The organism is Clostridium sp. AF20-7 (assembly GCF_003479275.1).
Classification (GTDB): domain Bacteria; phylum Bacillota; class Clostridia; order Lachnospirales; family Lachnospiraceae; genus Otoolea; species Otoolea fessa.
In genome coordinates, this window is sequence record NZ_QUGF01000002.1 from 181,389 (window position 1) to 198,463 (window position 17,075).

A 17,075-nucleotide genomic window follows, 5' to 3' on the forward strand; every position below is an offset into this window, starting at 1 on the left:
TATGTCAAAAACCGAAAAAGCAAAGGTATATTTTACAGATTTCCACACCATTGCATTTGGCGACGGTCTCCCTACCAAATTAAAAAAACTGATCCGTAAAGCCGGGATCGGTTCCATCGATATGGATGGTAAATTTGTCGCTATCAAGATGCACTTTGGTGAACTTGGAAATATCAGTTATCTGCGTCCGAATTATGCCAAAGCCGTTGTTGATGTCATCAAAGAGCTGGGCGGCAAACCATTTTTAACAGACTGCAATACGATGTATCCAGGCAGCCGCAAGAATGCGCTCGAGCACCTGGAATGCGCCTGGGAAAACGGATTTACCCCGTTGACTGTTGGATGTCCAATCATCATCGGTGATGGATTAAAAGGCACCGATGACATCGCTGTTCCGGTGGCCGGAGGCGAATACATCAAAGAAGCTAAGATCGGCCGCGCCGTCATGGACGCCGATGTCTTTATCAGCCTGACCCATTTCAAGGGACATGAGATGACCGGCTTCGGCGGTACGATCAAAAATATCGGCATGGGCTGCGGTTCTCGCGCCGGTAAGACCGATCAGCACAGCAGTGGAAAACCACACGTCAAGGAAAAGCTCTGCCGGGGCTGCCGCCGCTGTCAGAAGGAATGTGCCAACGGCGGTCTCGTTTTCGATGAAGCCTCCAGAAAAATGCACGTGGATGCTGAGCACTGCGTCGGCTGCGGACGGTGTCTCGGCGCCTGCAACTTTGACGCGATCGAATTTGACAACAACGCAGCCAACGAGCTGTTAAACTGCCGTATGGCGGAATACACAAAAGCCGTTGTGGATGGACGTCCAAACTTCCATATTTCCCTGGTCGTTGACGTCTCCCCGAACTGCGACTGCCACGGTGAAAATGACGTACCGATCCTTCCAAATCTTGGTATGTTTGCTTCTTTCGATCCGCTGGCACTCGATCAGGCCTGTGTGGACGCCTGTCTGGCCGCTGCTCCGATGCCGGGCAGCCAGCTTGCAAAACATCTTGCTGATCCGGATTTCCACGATCACCATGACCATTTCACAAATTCCACACCAGAATCTGAGTGGAAAAGCTGCCTGGCACACGCGGAGAAGATCGGTCTGGGAAGCCGGGAGTATGAATTGATCACACTATAATAACATCACCCCCATCTGCCAGCTGTTCCGCCGGTCTTTTTGCGGCCGCAGAGCTGTGAAAAACGGAGCCGCCCCGGTCTTTTCTGCCGGTCGGCTCCGTTTTATGCTCTTCTTTATTTCTGAATCCAGACACCATTCGCATCGACTCTATATCCGTCCGGTGTCGTTCCATTGACAAACAATGCTCCGTCAGCACTCACATAATACCAGTATCCATTCGTCTGAATCCAGCGGCTCTTCGCCATAGCCCCGCTTTCGGTATAATAATGCCAGGAGCCGTTTACCATCTGCCAGTCACGCGCCATCCACGCATCTGCATGGAAATAGTATGTCTCCCCCTTGATCAGGAGACTCTCATTTGCCGCGTAGGTTCCGTTTGCTTTCAGGTATTTCCATTCATTTCCAAACTGCTGCCACGCACCGTCGCCCTGAGCAGCTGCATTGCCAGCTCCAGAGCTACCCGGTCCACCCTGGCTGCCGGAAGAAGAGGTATTTTTGCTGGTCGTATTGCCGGACGGCTTGCTGGAATTTGACGTACTGTTGTTCGCCGCATCCGATACCGAGGTGTTTGTGCCAGCCGGTGTGCCGGATGCGCTTCCCGCCACTGCAAAACCATAGTCCAGCAGCTTCTTCGTATCGTCATAATGGGTCTGCGAACTCTTTAAAATAACTGCAATCAGGCGCACGCCATTTCGCTCTGCACACGTTACCAGCGTGTTGCCTGCCAGGGAGGTATAACCGGTCTTTCCGCCTATGATTCCCTCATAGTACTGGGAATTTGCCGGATTGAGCATCTTATGTCCCATCGTAAGCGTCCGCACCGTCGGCACGCTGGCAGTCGCCGGGAAATCGTAATGCAGGGTCGATGCAACCTGACGCACCGTCGCATTATTGAATGCAGCATTTGCAATCAGCGCCATATCATGTGCGGTTGTAAAATGGTTCGCATTGTTCAGACCGTTCGGGTTTGCAAAATGCGTATGTGTGCATCCTAAAGACGCTGCCTTCTCATTCATCTTATCCGCAAACGCGCTGACACTGCCGGACACATGCTCCGCCAGTCCGTTTGCCACCTCATTTGCCGATTTTAAAAGCAGACCATAGAGACAGTCCTTAACCGTAAAGGTATCGCCCGCCTTGACCTGCAGCGTCACCGCGCCCGATTCCAGATTCGAAACTGCCGTCTGGGAAAAGGTTACCGTATCACTCAGATTACAGTTTTCCGCTACCAGAAGCGCCGTCATCAGCTTCGTGATGCTGGCTGGATAATACTGCGTATCCGCATTCTTGGAAAACAGGAACTGGTTGTGCGTCGCATCATAGAGCACTGCGCCCTGCGCTGCCACCGTCGGCTGAGCTGCATTCTGTGAAGTAACCGTTGCTCCCGAAGGAACTGCGCCGGAGACCGAGCCTCCTGCCGCCTGTCCCGGACCGGTCGCCCCATCTGTCGCAGCAAATGCCGTCCATGACACAGACATCATAAGTGCCATTCCCAGGCAGAGGGAACGCACGGATTTTTTCCATATATTCATCGTATATTGTCCTTCCTGTATGTATTTTCGCTTTTCTCCTACCCGCCAGCTCCCGCAAACGTAAAGTTACGTTCACTCATTGCGCGGACTTTAACGGATTTTGCCAGTGCTGCGCAGGTACAAATCATGCAAATCTGTCTTACATTTTACTTCATTTTAAGCGACAATACAAGTTGAAAGGAAAATTTGAAATTATTACAGATACTTCTTCCGCAGATCTGCCCCACTCTCTGCCGACAGATACGCCGGTGCCACATCAAAGACGGTCTTGCAACCCTTCTGGCCTTCCTGGTTCATCTTGTATGCCGCGCGTGCGTATGCCACGATGATGGAGGAAGTAAATTCCGGGTTGGAATCCAGCTTTAAGCTGTACTCGATGATATGGTGGTTCTCTTTGTTCCAGCCGGTCTTACCGCTGCGGAGTACGAAACCACCGTGCGGGAGACGGTTGTGATCGCGTTTCAGTTCTTCTTCGGTGATGAAATGAACCGTTGTGTCATAATCAGAAAAGTAGTTCGGCATGGTCTTGATCTCATTCTCGATCTTTGCCTGATCCGCGCCCTCTTCTGCCACAACAAAGCACTCTCTGGTGTGTTTTTCGCGGATGGTCAGCTCTGGGCTGCTGCCGCTTCTGACTGCCTCCAGTGCACTCTCAACTGGGATTGTGTACTGTCTGGCATCCTTGACGCCCTCGATCCGACGGATCGCATCGGAATGTCCCTGGCTGACGCCCTTGCCCCAGAATGTATAATTTTCGCCCTCCGGCAGGCATGCAGCTGCATAGAGACGGTTCAGGGAGAACATACCCGGATCCCAGCCAACGGAGATGATGCCAACCTTTCCGGATTTCTGTGCGGACTCATCGACTGCTGCGAAATGCTCTGGAATCTTTGCATGGGTATCGAAGCTGTCCACTACGTTAAACCACTGTGCATATTTCGGGGTCTGGACCGGCAGATCTGTAGCCGAACCGCCGCAGAGAATCAAAACGTCGATCTCGTCTTTCTTCGCCTCTGCCTCATCTACATGATAAACCGGTACGCCCTCGGTCAGGATCTTGACCGTTTCCGGCGCACGCCGTGTAAATACTGCTTTCAGTTCCATATCCGGATTCTGGCGGATCGCACACTCCACGCCGCGTCCCAGATTTCCATATCCTAAAATTCCAACTCGGATACTCATAGATATTCCTCCTCACGGTACGAAATTTGCCACGGATCCATCTCGACTTTCCAGGTTCCGTGACTCGATTTTACTTAAAAATTTCGTAACCGTTCAGCACCTTCACAGTCACGCGCAGTAAATGTGCAGACCCACTGAACAGTTACAAAATTTCAAGTGTTCCCATTATACACTAGATCCATCCGTTTTTCAATATAGGTGAGTTCACGCGTACAGGAAACAAATTCTCATTTAATTCTCAACGAAAGCCTTATTCCAGCTCCTTCATTCCGGTATACAGCTCAAAATACCGCCCTTTCTGCGCCAGCAGATCTTCATGGTCGCCGCGCTCAATGATCTGCCCGTGCTCCAGCACCATGATCGCATTGGCGTTGCGGACTGTCGAAAGCCGGTGGGCGATGACAAAGGTTGTCCGGTCCGCCATCAGCCGGTCCATGCCGTGCTCGATGTGCTTCTCCGTCCGCGTATCGACCGAACTCGTCGCCTCATCCAGAATCAGGATCGGCGCTTTAGAAACTGCTGCCCGCGCAATGTTTAAAAGCTGGCGCTGTCCCTGGCTTAAGTTTGCACCGTCGCCCTCCAGCATCGTGTCATACCCATCCGGCAGACGCATGATAAAGGAATGCGCCGATGCCGTTTTTGCCGCCTCAACAACTTCTTCATCCGTGGCATCCAGCCGCCCGTATCGAATATTTTCCCGTACCGTGCCGGTAAAAAGATGCGTATCCTGCAGAACCATCGCGATATTTTCCCGCAGCTCCTTCCGGTGCATCCGGCGGACATCGACGCCGTCCACCGTGATCGAGCCGCCCTGTATATCATAAAAACGGTTGATCAGATTCGTGATCGTCGTTTTTCCGGCTCCCGTCGAGCCGACAAAGGCGATCTTCTGTCCCGGCTTCGCATAGAGCGAAATATCCTTCAAAATCACCTGCCCAGGCTCATAGCCGAAAGTCACATGGTCAAGCACCACCTCACCGCGGATCGGCGCGATCGAAACCGCATCCGGCGCATCTGCCGCCTCCGGTTCCGCATCCAGCACTGCAAACACGCGCTCCGCGCCTGCCAGCGCCGAAAATACGTTTCCAACCTGCATGGAAAGCTCGTTGATCGGTCTGGAAAATTGCCGCGAAAAACCTAAAAATACGGTCAGTCCACCGACATCAAAGTTCCGGAACACACAGAGCAGACCGCCAATGCAGGCTGTCAGTCCATAATTTAACTGGCTTAAATTGTTCATGACCGGTCCCATCACACCGCCGAAAAACTGCGCCCGGATCTGTTTTTCTTTCAGATCCGCATTGAGCCATCCAAATTCTTCCTCTGCGATCTCCTCATGGCAGAATACCTTGACGACCTTCTGCCCCTGCACGGTCTCCTCAATATAGCCGTTCATCGCGCCAAGCGCCGCCTGCTGGGCAGAGAAATATTTCTGGCTCCGTCCGGCAACAAATTTACCGGCACGCAGCATCACCGGCATCATGGCAAGCGTAATCACCGTCAGCCACACGTTCGTGTAAATCATCAGCACCAGCGTTCCCACAATACTGAGTGCGCCGGATAAAAGCTGCACCAGCGTACTGCTGAGCATCATGCCGATCGTATCCACATCGTTTGTAAAACGGCTCATCAGATCGCCGTTGCTGCCGGTATCATAAAACCGGAGCGGAAGCGTCTGCATATGGTTAAACAGCTCTTCCCGCAGCCGCTGCAGCGCGTTCTGCGCCACCTGCAGCATGATGCGCGACTGCATATAGGCAGCGGCAACGCTGACTAAATAAACCGATCCCATCACACACAGGGAACGGAACAGCCCCGCCACATCGCCCCAGCTGCCATCTAAAGGCACAATATACCGGTTGATGATCGGGCGCAGCATATAGGCGCCCGCCAGATTCGTCACCGTCCCCAGGATCACACAGAAAAAGGCGACTGTCATCGCCATCCGGTCGCGTTTTAAGTATGAAAGCAGGCGTAGCATCGTCTGACCGCCCGCCTTGGGCTTTCCGCCCTTCATGACCGCCATCCGTTCCGGTCCCCGGCGGCGTTTCGGCGCGTCGGCTATGCGGCTGCCATATCGGCGTTTCAGGCTTTCAATCTGTTTTTCATCCATCATGCCATCCCCTCCCCGTCTGCCCGTTTTCCATATTGCGTCTCATAGATCTCCCGGTACGCCTCACAGGATGCCAGCAGCTTCTCCTGCGTTCCCTCTCCGATAATCCTGCCGTCCTCAAGGACGAGAATCCGATCCGCGTATTCCAGCGAACTCAGCCGCTGTGCGATAATAAATTTCGTCGTATCTTTCAAATCTTCCCGGAATGCCGTCCGGATCGCCGCCTCCGTTGCCGTATCGACCGCACTGGTGCTGTCGTCGAGAATCAGGATCTTCGGCTTCTTTAAGAGTGCCCTTGCGATGCACAGCCGTTGTTTCTGACCGCCGGATACATTGACGCCGCCCTGTCCCATCTCCGTTTTGTAGCCTTCGGCAAACGAATTCACAAAGGAATCTGCCTGCGCATACACTGCTGCCCGCCGCACTTCTTCCTCCGTCGCCGTCTCATCACCCCAGCGCAGGTTTTCCTCGATCGTGCCGGAAAACAGGACGTTTTTCTGTAAAACCATGCCAACGCCGTCCCGGAGATTTTTCAGGGAATACTCCCGCACATCGATACCATCCACCCGCACACTCCCCTCTGTCACATCATAGAGGCGGGGAATCAGCTGTACCAGCGACGTTTTTCCGCTTCCGGTCGCACCGAGGATGCCGATCGTCTCTCCCGGCTCTGCCGTCAGGCTGATGTGGGATAGAACCGGCTCACCGCCTTCGCGGTAGGAAAAGGAAACATCCTTAAATTCCACGCGTCCTTTCTCAACCTTCCGATCCTTCTGTGATGCATTTTCATCGCTCAGATCAATCGGCTCATCCAGCACCTCATCGATTCGCCGGATGGACGCCATCGCGCGGGAACTCTGCAAAAATACCATTGAGAGCATCATAAGTGACATCAGAATCTGTACAATGTAGGTCGTAAATGCCGTCAGATCTCCGACCGCCATCCGTCCGCCGATAATCAGGTTTCCGCCGAACCAGACAACTGCCAGTGTCGTCACATTCATCGCGAACATCATGACCGGCATCGTCGCAATTACGATCTTCAGCGCCCGCAGCCCTGCCTCCTTGAGCTCCCGGTTCGTGTCGGCAAACCGCTTTTCCTCGTAGTCTTCCCGCACAAAGGATTTTACCACCCGCACGTTCGTCAGCACCTCCTGGATGCCGCTATTGAGCGTATCCAGCGCTTTCTGCATGGCTGTAAACCGCGGGTAGGCAGTCCGTAGGATCCAGACGATCGCCGCCGTCAGAAGCGGAATCACCACCAGGATGACAGCTGCCAGTTCCGCATTCATCCAGAACGCCATCACAAGCGCCCCCAGGAACATGCCCGGCGCGCGCAGCATCATCCGAAGTCCCATCATAATCAGGTTCTGTACCTGCTGGATATCGTTCGTCAGACGGGTTACCAGCGATCCCGTGCTGAACGTATCGATATTTTTAAATGAAAACTGCTGCACTCTGGCAAATAAGTCGCGGCGCAGATCGCTGGTAAAGGAAATCGACGCCTTCGCTGCAAAATATGCCCCCAGAATGCCGCCTGCCGCCATCAAAAAGGAGGTAATCGCCATCACAAGTCCCATTTTGAGAATGTATCCGCCGTCTTTCTGCGCCACGCCATGGTTAATAATCATCGACATAAATTTGGGCAGCAGAATCTCACCCAGCACCTCCGTTACCATCATGAGCGGTCCCAGAATAAAGGCGCTCTTATATGGCAGTATATATGATTTGTATCGTTTCCATTGCTTCACGCTTTTTCCTCCTGCCCGTTATTTCTGCAAATTTTTTTATGGATTCTGTTCAAACAGCTCCATCAGTTCATTCTGGCTCAAATCGCCCAGTGAAACCATTCCCTCTGAAACCACCTGCGCCGCCAGCGCAAGCTTCGCATTCTGCAGCTTCAAAAGATTTTCTTCTATCGTATCCTTTAAGATCAGTTTGTATACCGTGACCGGCTTTTCCTGCCCAATCCGGTACGCGCGGTCGGTCGCCTGGTTCTGCGCTGCCACATTCCACCACGGATCGTAATGAATCACGATATCCGCCGCCGTCAGGTTGAGTCCCGTTCCCCCGGCTTTCAGGGAAATAAGGAACACCGGAACCTCATCCGAGGCAAACGCCTGCACCATCCGGCTGCGTTCCTCCTTCGGGGTCGCGCCGACCAGAAGATGGGACGAAATGCCCTCCTGTAAAAGGCGTTCCCGAATCCGCTCCAGCATCGAGGCAAACTGGGAAAAGAGCAGGATCTTATGTCCCGCCGCAGACGCTGATGCGATCAGCGAAACACAGGTCTCCAGCTTCGCCGATTCCCCCGTATAATCTTCAAAACAGAGTGCCGGATCGCAGCAGATCTGGCGCAGCCGCATGAGCTGGGAAAGCACTTCCAATTTTCCATTACCCGACCACGCGCCGCCAGCCAGCGCCTCTTTCAGTTTCAACGCCGACGCCGTATAAAGCTTCTGCTGCCGCCCCGACGCCGCCGAATAAACGATCCTCTCTTCCTTGCCCGGAAGCTCCCGCAGCACATCCTTTTTCAAGCGGCGCAGGACAAACGGTCCCGTCATCCGCCGCAGTGCCGTCAATGCTTCCGGATCCTGATTTTTCACGATCGGCAGCTCATACCGCTCACGGAACTTCCGGTAACTGTATAAAAATCCCGGCATCAGGAAATCAAAAATGCTCCAAAGCTCGCTGAGCCGGTTTTCCACCGGCGTTCCCGTCAGAGCGAAACGGGCATTCGCCGAAATCTCCTTTACCGCCTTCGCGCCCTGTGTCTTTGCATTTTTAATGACCTGCGCCTCGTCAATAATCTCATATTCAAACGTGCGTCCCAGATACGCCGCCCGATCCCGTTTCAACAGATCATAGGACGTGATGATCACCTGCGCCCCCTCAGACGCCTCCATCCGCATCTGCTCCTCCAGCTGTTCCTGCCGTTCTTTCGCCGTCCCGGCAATCAGAAGCACGCGGATCCCCGGCGAAAACCGGGCAAATTCCTGTCCCCAGTTGTAGACGAGCGACGCCGGGCAGACGATCAAAGACGGAAGAGGTAATTCTGACCCACTGCCTTCATTTCCAGCCGCTTTCTGCTCGGTTTTTTCCTGATAAAATGCCGTCAGAAGCGCAATCACCTGCAGCGTTTTTCCCAGTCCCATATCATCTGCCAGGATCCCACCGAAATGATACCGCGCCAGCGTCCGCATCCACGTATATCCGATCTTCTGGTATTCCCTCAGCGTCTTTTCCAGCACCGCCGGAACCGCATAGCTGACACTCTGCGCCGTTTTTAGATCGCGCACCATCATCCCGTAGGCTTCATCCCGCTGAAACAGTTTCATCCTGCCGTCGCCCGAGAGACTGTCCAGATAAAAAGCACGGTAGGCAGGTATCTTCGCCTCCCCCGCCTGAAATTCACTCTTTGTCAGTCCCAGATCCGCAGTCAGGCTGTCAAGCGCCTGCAGGCCGCCGCCCGAAAGCTGCAAAAATTCGCCATTTTTCATGCGGTAATATTTCTTTTTTTGGCGGTATTCACTGAGTACCTGCAAAAGCTCCGCCGGGTCGATTCCCGCCGTCTCAATCTTCAGATCCAGCCAGCCGCCTCCAAGAGAAACCCCCATCGACACTTCCGGCGGGGGCAGGACGCGCAGATGGCGGACAGACTCTGACAGCCATACCTCGCCCACCTCCTGAAACTGCGGCATTCCCTCGCTCAGAACCTGGTACAGCGCTTCTTCATCCCCGCGGATCACCAGCTCGCCGCTCTCATCCTCCCAGTAAGAGAAGTACCGCGTGATCAGGCGGCTGATATAAAATTCCGCCGGTACATCCCGGCAGATCTCCCGCGGAACATGCTCGTCCGCCAGCGGCGAAAACGTAAAATCTCCGTAGGAAAGCGTCGGACGCAGACGCAGCTCGTCCGGCGAATCACTGTCAAACTCAAACCGGGCTTTCAACGCCTCTGGGCGGTATTTCTCCCAATCGATCTCCGGGCTCTGCAAGATCCCAAGTGCCTCCATGCCTTCCAGCACCCGCGCATAAAAGAGCGGAATATCCCGGCTTCCAACCAGCAGCTCCCGCTTCTCTTTCCGGCTTCTGCACTCTCCTCCGCCCTGTTCCATCTGCTCCAGAAAAACGCCCATCGTTTCTGTATACAGTTCACTGCATCCAAACAGATGCAATCCATCTGCCACATACAGACGCTGTTCTCCCCGGAACGAGGTTAGAGCCGATGGAACCGTAACCGCAATTCCATCGCCCCTTGCTTCCACCTCCACCGGGAAACGTGGATCCTTGCGCTCAACCCGGCACACACGTTCAGCACCTTTCTCGTCCTCCGTCTGGACTTCTTTTCCCTCTAAAAGATCAAACAGCCGATCCCTCGCTGCAGATCCCAGCGTTAACGCCCGCATCACCGGAAGCGGCAGCCCCGCATGACCGCGCATCTCCTCATAATGGCGTATGTAGGCGTCCGCCTCCTCCAGCAGAAGATCTAAAAATGGGCGGCTTTCCGGCGCAAAGGCAGACGGGACGTGTTCAAACGCCATGCCTTTTCCGTATTCCACCCGTTTTCCGCTGTGAACCGCCTGTGCAAATTCCAGCAGGTTTTTCACAATATACCGTTTTTCCCGTCCGATCCGTGCCTCCAAAAGCACTTCGCCGCGCCGGATCTGTAAATAGGGATGCAGATAGACCGGTTCCCGCTCTTCCTCGCCCAGAATCCGCGCTACTTCCCGGTTCGTGTACTCCCGGATCATCATCCGGATCTCCGGCGAAGTCGAAACCGGCGGTGTATGCTCGGCTTTCTGCTGGCGGGCAAACGCCTCCTGAAGCGCTTTTGCATGCACGCAGGGACCCCGGAATGAATTTCCCTCCGCACAAGAACAAGAGTAGTCATAGATCTGACTACCCTTGATAAAAATTCTTGTCTGATATACCTTTGTCTCATCCTCAATCTGTCCCTGTACCCGTACTTCGCCCTTCCAGAAGGTATCTACGGACATTTTTATTATTTTCATGAGGATTCCTCCATATTACAGATTACATGTGTTCCGGCGATTCCATTCCGAGCAGATCCATACAGGTATCCAGCACCCGCTTGGTCAGCGTGATCAGGCTGATAAAGGCTGCCTGCTTCGCTGCGTCCTCCTCGGAGAGGATCTTATTTTCCAGATAGAATGCATTGAACGCATCCGCCACTGCCGCCATGTATTGGCAGAGCTTATGCGGCGCCGTCTCGTAGAATGCAGATTCTGTCACCTCGCCGAAACGGCAAAGCGCCATCTGAAGTGCTTTCTCTGTCTCGCTCTCAGCCGGACGGATCGGAACCACTTTAGCATCCGCACCGCGCAGTTCCTTGTATTTCTCCAGAATGGACTTGATGCGGACGATCATATACTGGATATGTGGACCTGTATTTCCCTCGAAGGAAATAAAGCGGTCTACATCGAAAATGTAATCTTTGGTCGCCTGATTCGAAAGATCGGCATATTTAAGTGCCGCCAGACCGACAATCTCCGCCGTGCGTGTCATCTCGTCCGCCGGAACCTTCTGCTTCTCCTGAATCTTCTCATATACCTTCTCATCAATATTCTTGATCAGGTGCTCCAGACGCATAACACCGCCCTCACGTGTCTTGAACGGACCACCGTCCTTGCCGTTCATCGTACCGAAGCCCAAGAAGATCATCGGCGTATCTTCTTTGACGATGCCCGCCTTCTTCGCCACACGGAATACCTGGATAAAATGAAGCTCCTGGCGCTTGTCTACGACGTAAATGTAGCGGTCCGGATGGAAATCCTGCTCACGTTCGATGATCGTCGCCAGATCGGAAGTCGCATACAGCGCCGCACCATCGGATTTGCGGACGATACAAGGCGGATATTCCTTCGCATCCCCTTCCTGTGCGATATCGACAACCAGCGCGCCATCGCTCTCATAGGCAAGACCTTTTTTCTGTAAATCCTCGATCAGTCCCGGAATATATGGCTGCGCATCGCTCTCGCCCTTCCAGAGGTCGAACGATACATTTAAATTGCCATAGTTTTTTTTCAGATCCTTCAAGGACACGTTCATGATGTGCTTCCAGATCGCATGGAACGGTGCATAGCCACTCTGCAGTTTGAAGGTTGCTTGCTGTGCCCGCTCACGGAATGCCGCATCTACCTTGGATTTCGCGCTCGCTGCCGGATAGATATCCTCCAGCTCGGAAATCGTAAACGGCGGCTCCGACGGATACTCGCCGGTATAATCCGGGTCAAAATATACCAGATCCGGCTGACGGTCATGCAGCTCCTCGATGATCAGTCCCATCTGCAATCCCCAGTCACCCAGATGCACATCGCTGATGACATGGTGTCCCATATAGCGGCTGATGCGCTTGATGCTCTCTCCGATGACCGCGGAACGTAAGTGTCCGACATGCAGTGGTTTTGCTACATTGGCTCCGCCGTAATCGATGATGATCGTCTCCGGCTTCTTAGCTGCGTTGAGTCCCAGCTTTTCATCCTCTGCCACCTGCTGTACATAGGATGCCAGGTAGCACGGATTCAGGCGGATATTGATAAATCCAGGCATCACGGCGTTGATCTCAGAAAACATCTTGCTTCCGGCTGTCTTTTCCACCACCTCATTGGCAATATCGATCGGTTTCTTTTTATACGCTTTGGCAGCTGCCATCGCGCCGTTACACTGATACTCGCAGAGATCCGGGCGGTTTGATACCGTCACGCGGATATACTTCTCATCGTACCCGCAGCCGATAAACGCCGGTTTCAGTTCTTCCACGATCAAATCTAAAATCGTTTTCATACTAGATTCCCTTTCATAATTTATATCGTATATTATATATCTTTCCGCATTGCCTTTTTCACATCCTTGCGGAACTGCTTCCAGGCATCCTCATGATCCACGAAATACTTCGGGCACGCCTTTCCAGTCACATCATAATGACGGATCACGTCTTTCGGACTTAAATCGAGCTGCTTGCACAGCCATGCAGTCAGTTTTACCAGCGAGTCATACGTCTCGTCTGTGAACTTTCCGTCTGCCGCCGGATGGCAGCACTCAATCGAAACGGTGTCCGCATTCCTCTCATTGGAGGCATATGCCTTCTCCCCGACCGGAACGCACTCGATGATCTCGCCGTCCAGACCGATCACGAAATTGCTGCTGACGGAAACAGTGTTACTGCCGCTCTGATCTTTCAATCCCTCAAAATAATCATGGTTCTGCTGTGCCGTCGTCCCAGGATTTGCCACATAGTGAATCACGATCCCGTTGATGACCGGGATATTCGTCCCCGGTCTGGAATATCGGTTGACCGTGAGAAGCTGCTCATCAACCCAGTTTGGCATCTCGATCGTGGACGGATCGATCAGCTTGCGGATCATTTTCCCGCGCAGCGTCCAGCCTGTTCCCGCACCCAGGAGGAAAATAAGCAGACACAAAAACAGCCGCATCATCACACGGCGCTTCTTCTGCTGCCTCGTCCGCTCCCGGCGGATTGCCGTCTGCCTGCCGGATGTACGCCTCTTCCTGCCACCAGATCTGCGCCCCGGCTCATCCTCTTCCCCCAGACGCAGACGGTCTTCTCTTCCGTTCTCCATATTTATCACTCCCCATGAGCACCGTTCGCTCCGAACCCGCTCTCTGAGATGAACCAACGGACGCGTCATAGACGCCTCCCCGATATGTTAAGCAAAAAAACTGTTGTAAAATCTCGACGTTTCCTCCGGATCTTACAACAGTTTCTCTGCTTGCTACTGTTCATGCGCTGCATAACCAGCAAAGGAAAATGCCTGCCACAAACAGTAATCTCTGTTTCCAGTCAGAAACCTGTCAGTGACACGACTGCCTCCCCACAAGGGTACAAACGGTATCGTGAAGACCTTTCTGACGTATATGTTATAACTTAGACTCTGGACAGATATTCACCAGTACGTGTATCGATCTTGATCTTATCGCCCTGGTTTACGAATAACGGTACATATACAGTAGCGCCAGTCTCTACAACTGCCGGTTTGGTAGCGCCTGTAGCGGTATCGCCCTTGAAGCCCGGCTCTGTATCTGTGATCTCAAGCTCTACGAACAGCGGCGGTTCTACGGAGAATACCTTGCCGTTGTAAGAACAGATCTTGCACATCTCGTTCTCTTTTACGAACTTGAGTGCGTCGCCGATTGTCTCCTGGTTTAAAGCTACCTGCTCATATGTGTTTACATCCATGAAGTTGTATAAGTCGCCATCGGAATACAGATACTGCATATCAACTCTGTCGATTCTGGCAGACGGGAACTTCTCGGTCGGACGGAAGGTTTTCTCTACAACGCCGCCATTCATTACGTTCTTAATTTTAGTACGAACGAACGCAGCTCCCTTTCCCGGTTTTACGTGCTGAAATTCCATGATCTGGTATACGTTGCCATCAATCTCCAGTGTGATGCCGTTTCTAAAATCGCCCGCTGATATCATAAATGATGCTCCTCCTTGAAAATACTCGCTTTATCTTTTTTATTTTATACTATAAAATCCTCTTTTTCAACTACTTTTTTGAAAACACAGGGCACATCATGTCAATTCCGCCCCTTATTTTTCTAAAATTGCCGATATTTTTTCTGAAAACAACTGATTTTCCACCGTTTCCGGCACTCCTGTCAGCATCCAGTTCTGCCACTTGGCAAGCTCTTTCAAACCGTTCAAAAACACCCAGCTACAAACTTCCGCTATTTTTTTCCTGTCTTCTCACATAGAACCACAGGACAATTTTCTCCAGATACCGCTTTAACACGATCTGGATCTCTTCCTTCGGATTGATCGGCTTTACAAGAATCGAATAGATGCCTGTCCGCCTCGCCCCGTACACATCCGTAAAGAGCTGATCCCCGACAAACATCGTCGAGCGCTCGCCCGTTCCCATCCGGCGCATCGCCTGCCTGTATCCGCTGCGCTTCGGTTTTCTGCCCTTGTAAATATAATCCGAACCTACCTGTCCGGCAAACGGGGCGACCCGCGCCTCCTTATTATTCGAGAGCAGACAGGTGTGGAACCCGATCGCCCGCAAACGTTCAAACAGCTGTACTGCCCGCTCGTCCGCCGGGGCACCGTGCGGCACCAGCGTATTGTCAATATCAAATATGATACCCCGCATTCCCTTCTGGTAAAACTGCTCATACGGGATATCATACGCAGAATCCAGCCATTCATCCGGATAAAACGCATTTCCCATCATCTGGTCTCTTCCCCGTTCTTTCCAGACTCATACGACGGCACATTCCGCTGCTGTATCTTCTGCAGTTCCTCCATAAATGTATCGACGTCTTTAAACTCCCGGTATACCGATGCAAACCGCACATAGGTAACCACATCCAGATCCTTTAACCGCTCCATCACAAGTTCCCCGATCACCGCGGTCGAGATCTCCCGTTCTTCCCGGTTAAATAAATTGTTTTCCACATCGTCGATCAACGCCGAAATCTGTCCCGGAGAGACTGGGCGCTTGTGGCAGGAATGCAGGATTCCTGCCTCTATCTTCGCCCGGTCGTACATCTCCCGGGTATTATCCTTTTTGACAACCATCAGAGGGATTGTCTCAAGTTTTTCATATGTGGTAAAACGCTTTCCACAAGTCTCGCACTGTCTCCGGCGTCTGATAGAACTGTTGTCATCCGCAGGCCGTGAATCGATTACTTTCGTGTCAGCCGCGTTGCAAAATGGACACTTCAATCGCTCTTCCCCTTTTCTGGTTTTATTGATATGCCCCCGCCAAGTTTTCATAACATATCATACTTATTATAATATCGCAGGAAGTGCGCTTCTGCAAGCAGAAGTTTTCCGCTATTCCTTCTTTATTCCTTCTTTTCTCTCTCTTCTTTCAGCCTCACCAGAATAATGTCATCCCCTATCTGGCAGATGTCGCAGAATGGAATTATGTACTCTTTTTCCCGCCCCAGAAAGCCCCAGACACAGCCCGGTCCCGGCACGATGATCGCAAGCATTTTTCCCGTGCTGATGTCAAAATCGACGTCGCCCACAAAACCAAGGCGCTTGCAATCTTTTACATTTATAACTTCCCGCTGTTTGAGTTCACAGATACGCATAGACATAAACCTCCCGGATCCTTCTGTAATCAAAATATGTACAAAAGGACCGGGAGGTTCTTCCTGGACAGGTATTTTTATCTACTTTTATTTCGTAACTTCTGATAACGTCACGCTGTCAAAATGCAACGTATAATCAATCAGATGCGGCTGGCTCATCGCCACCGTCAAGGCACTGACCGCTACATCCTCATCCAGCGTTACCGGAATCTGGAACTCGGAATTGCCCTCGGTCTGGATCGGATCATACTGCACGTCATCCACCAGCATATACTCATAGTTCGGGCTGCTCCAGACAATATCGGCAGTCACCTTTCCATCCTTGACGATAATGGTCGCCGGGCTGTCCACCGATGCTCTGCCGGAACCTCCCTGCAGGGTTACCTCACAGGTATAAGTGCCGTCTGCCACATCTGCAGTCTGCCCTGTCGGTTTCTGGGCATCTGCCGCATCATCGCTATTCTCCGTCTCGGATGATGCCGCTTCCGCGTCCTCTACCTCTCCGGAAACCGGATTTTCTACCCTTACTTTGTGGTCGTACCAGGTGCCCTTCTTACCAATCAGAGCCAGGTCAAATTCTTCTCCGAGCGCCGGAACCGGCACATCGAAGCCGTTGACCTCCTCGCTCAGACCGTCGCTGTAAGTAACCGTGTCCACGGTTGGCTGCAGCCAACCGGCTTCATCTTCCTTGGCTTCGTCCGCAGTACCCAGATACAAATTCACGATATTTTTCGAGGTCAGGCTGATATGGAGTGTCGCCTCGCCATCCTTGACCGTCAGGACGCCTTTTCCATTTTTCGATTCATTGACCTTGAACATACTGCTGTCCGTCTTAAAATCGACGGTGTAGACGCCGTCTGCAAGGTCAATGCTGCTCTTTTGATCGGCATTCTCGGTTTCTGCGCTCTCTGTCTGCGCCACGGTGTCAGCTGCGTCCTGTTTCTGTCCTCCGCACGCTCCGAGAAAAGCGGCAGCAAGCAGAAGCGCCGCTAAATTCAATTTCTTTTTCATATAC

General features: G+C 52.6%; 13 protein-coding genes. 1 reads left to right on the forward strand and 12 read right to left on the reverse strand.

Translation table 11 applies throughout. The features are described 5' to 3' along the window. Window position 1 precedes the first annotated feature (1 nt). A complete protein-coding gene (locus DWX68_RS02575; protein ID WP_118482123.1) occupies window positions 2-1,141 on the forward strand; it encodes a DUF362 domain-containing protein in 1,140 nt (379 codons plus the stop codon). 113 nt (window positions 1,142-1,254) lie between these two features. Here the strand turns inward: DWX68_RS02575 and DWX68_RS02580 are convergent, their stop codons facing one another. From DWX68_RS02580 to DWX68_RS02635, 12 genes are all read right to left on the reverse strand, one after another. Further along, window positions 1,255-2,673, reverse strand: a complete 1,419-nt coding sequence (locus DWX68_RS02580; RefSeq protein ID WP_118482124.1) for a D-alanyl-D-alanine carboxypeptidase family protein — start codon at window positions 2,671-2,673, stop codon at window positions 1,255-1,257. A 195-nt stretch (window positions 2,674-2,868) separates the two neighbouring features. Continuing rightward, a complete protein-coding gene (locus tag DWX68_RS02585) occupies window positions 2,869-3,855 on the reverse strand; it encodes a diaminopimelate dehydrogenase (protein WP_118628534.1) in 987 nt (328 codons plus the stop codon). A 250-nt stretch (window positions 3,856-4,105) separates the two neighbouring features. After that, window positions 4,106-5,971 (reverse strand): ABC transporter ATP-binding protein, encoded by a 1,866-nt coding sequence (locus tag DWX68_RS02590; RefSeq protein WP_118628535.1) that lies wholly within the window; start codon window positions 5,969-5,971, stop codon window positions 4,106-4,108. Then, a complete protein-coding gene (locus tag DWX68_RS02595) occupies window positions 5,968-7,650 on the reverse strand; it encodes an ABC transporter ATP-binding protein (RefSeq protein WP_107000415.1) in 1,683 nt (560 codons plus the stop codon). Before DWX68_RS02595 ends, DWX68_RS02590 begins: the two co-directional genes overlap by 4 nt. A 105-nt stretch (window positions 7,651-7,755) precedes the next feature. Next, window positions 7,756-10,983: an SNF2 helicase associated domain-containing protein gene (locus DWX68_RS02600; RefSeq protein WP_118628536.1), complete on the reverse strand. Its 3,228-nt coding sequence runs from the start codon at window positions 10,981-10,983 to the stop codon at window positions 7,756-7,758. Window positions 10,984-11,005: 22 nt separating this feature from the next. Next, on the reverse strand, window positions 11,006-12,775 hold the full coding sequence (gene argS, locus DWX68_RS02605; RefSeq protein ID WP_118628537.1) for an arginine--tRNA ligase: 1,770 nt from the start codon (window positions 12,773-12,775) through the stop codon (window positions 11,006-11,008). Window positions 12,776-12,807: 32 nt separating this feature from the next. Then, window positions 12,808-13,572, reverse strand: a complete 765-nt coding sequence (locus DWX68_RS02610; RefSeq protein WP_118522660.1) for a peptidoglycan recognition family protein — start codon at window positions 13,570-13,572, stop codon at window positions 12,808-12,810. A gap of 305 nt (window positions 13,573-13,877) precedes the next feature. After that, complete coding sequence (gene efp / locus DWX68_RS02615; protein WP_022358740.1) at window positions 13,878-14,435, reverse strand: elongation factor P; 558 nt, start codon at window positions 14,433-14,435, stop codon at window positions 13,878-13,880. A gap of 238 nt (window positions 14,436-14,673) precedes the next feature. Continuing rightward, entirely contained in the window at window positions 14,674-15,189 is a 516-nt protein-coding gene (locus tag DWX68_RS02620; RefSeq protein WP_107000417.1) for a YqeG family HAD IIIA-type phosphatase, read from the reverse strand. Continuing rightward, on the reverse strand, window positions 15,189-15,686 hold the full coding sequence (gene nrdR / locus DWX68_RS02625) for a transcriptional regulator NrdR (RefSeq protein ID WP_117795612.1): 498 nt from the start codon (window positions 15,684-15,686) through the stop codon (window positions 15,189-15,191). Before nrdR ends, DWX68_RS02620 begins: the two co-directional genes overlap by 1 nt. 122 nt (window positions 15,687-15,808) lie before the next feature. Beyond that, window positions 15,809-16,060, reverse strand: a complete 252-nt coding sequence (locus DWX68_RS02630; RefSeq protein WP_106999996.1) for a YlmC/YmxH family sporulation protein — start codon at window positions 16,058-16,060, stop codon at window positions 15,809-15,811. Between the two features lie 87 nt (window positions 16,061-16,147). Continuing rightward, entirely contained in the window at window positions 16,148-17,071 is a 924-nt protein-coding gene (locus DWX68_RS02635; RefSeq protein ID WP_118628603.1) for a hypothetical protein, read from the reverse strand. Window positions 17,072-17,075 lie beyond the last annotated feature (4 nt).

Bases quoted from the DNA above. Each gene is read 5' to 3' on its own strand.
- DWX68_RS02575 (WP_118482123.1), top strand. From the start codon at position 2: ATGTCAAAAACCGAAAAAGCAAAGGTATATTTTACAGATTTCCACACC.
- DWX68_RS02580 (WP_118482124.1), bottom strand. From the start codon at position 2,673: ATGAATATATGGAAAAAATCCGTGCGTTCCCTCTGCCTGGGAATGGCA.
- DWX68_RS02585 (WP_118628534.1), bottom strand. From the start codon at position 3,855: ATGAGTATCCGAGTTGGAATTTTAGGATATGGAAATCTGGGACGCGGC.
- DWX68_RS02590 (WP_118628535.1), bottom strand. From the start codon at position 5,971: ATGATGGATGAAAAACAGATTGAAAGCCTGAAACGCCGATATGGCAGC.
- DWX68_RS02595 (WP_107000415.1), bottom strand. From the start codon at position 7,650: ATGATGGTAACGGAGGTGCTGGGTGAGATTCTGCTGCCCAAATTTATG.
- DWX68_RS02600 (WP_118628536.1), bottom strand. From the start codon at position 10,983: ATGAAAATAATAAAAATGTCCGTAGATACCTTCTGGAAGGGCGAAGTA.
- argS (WP_118628537.1), bottom strand. From the start codon at position 12,775: ATGAAAACGATTTTAGATTTGATCGTGGAAGAACTGAAACCGGCGTTT.
- DWX68_RS02610 (WP_118522660.1), bottom strand. From the start codon at position 13,572: ATGGAGAACGGAAGAGAAGACCGTCTGCGTCTGGGGGAAGAGGATGAG.
- efp (WP_022358740.1), bottom strand. From the start codon at position 14,435: ATGATATCAGCGGGCGATTTTAGAAACGGCATCACACTGGAGATTGAT.
- DWX68_RS02620 (WP_107000417.1), bottom strand. From the start codon at position 15,189: ATGGGAAATGCGTTTTATCCGGATGAATGGCTGGATTCTGCGTATGAT.
- DWX68_RS02630 (WP_106999996.1), bottom strand. From the start codon at position 16,060: ATGCGTATCTGTGAACTCAAACAGCGGGAAGTTATAAATGTAAAAGAT.
- DWX68_RS02635 (WP_118628603.1), bottom strand. From the start codon at position 17,071: ATGAAAAAGAAATTGAATTTAGCGGCGCTTCTGCTTGCTGCCGCTTTT.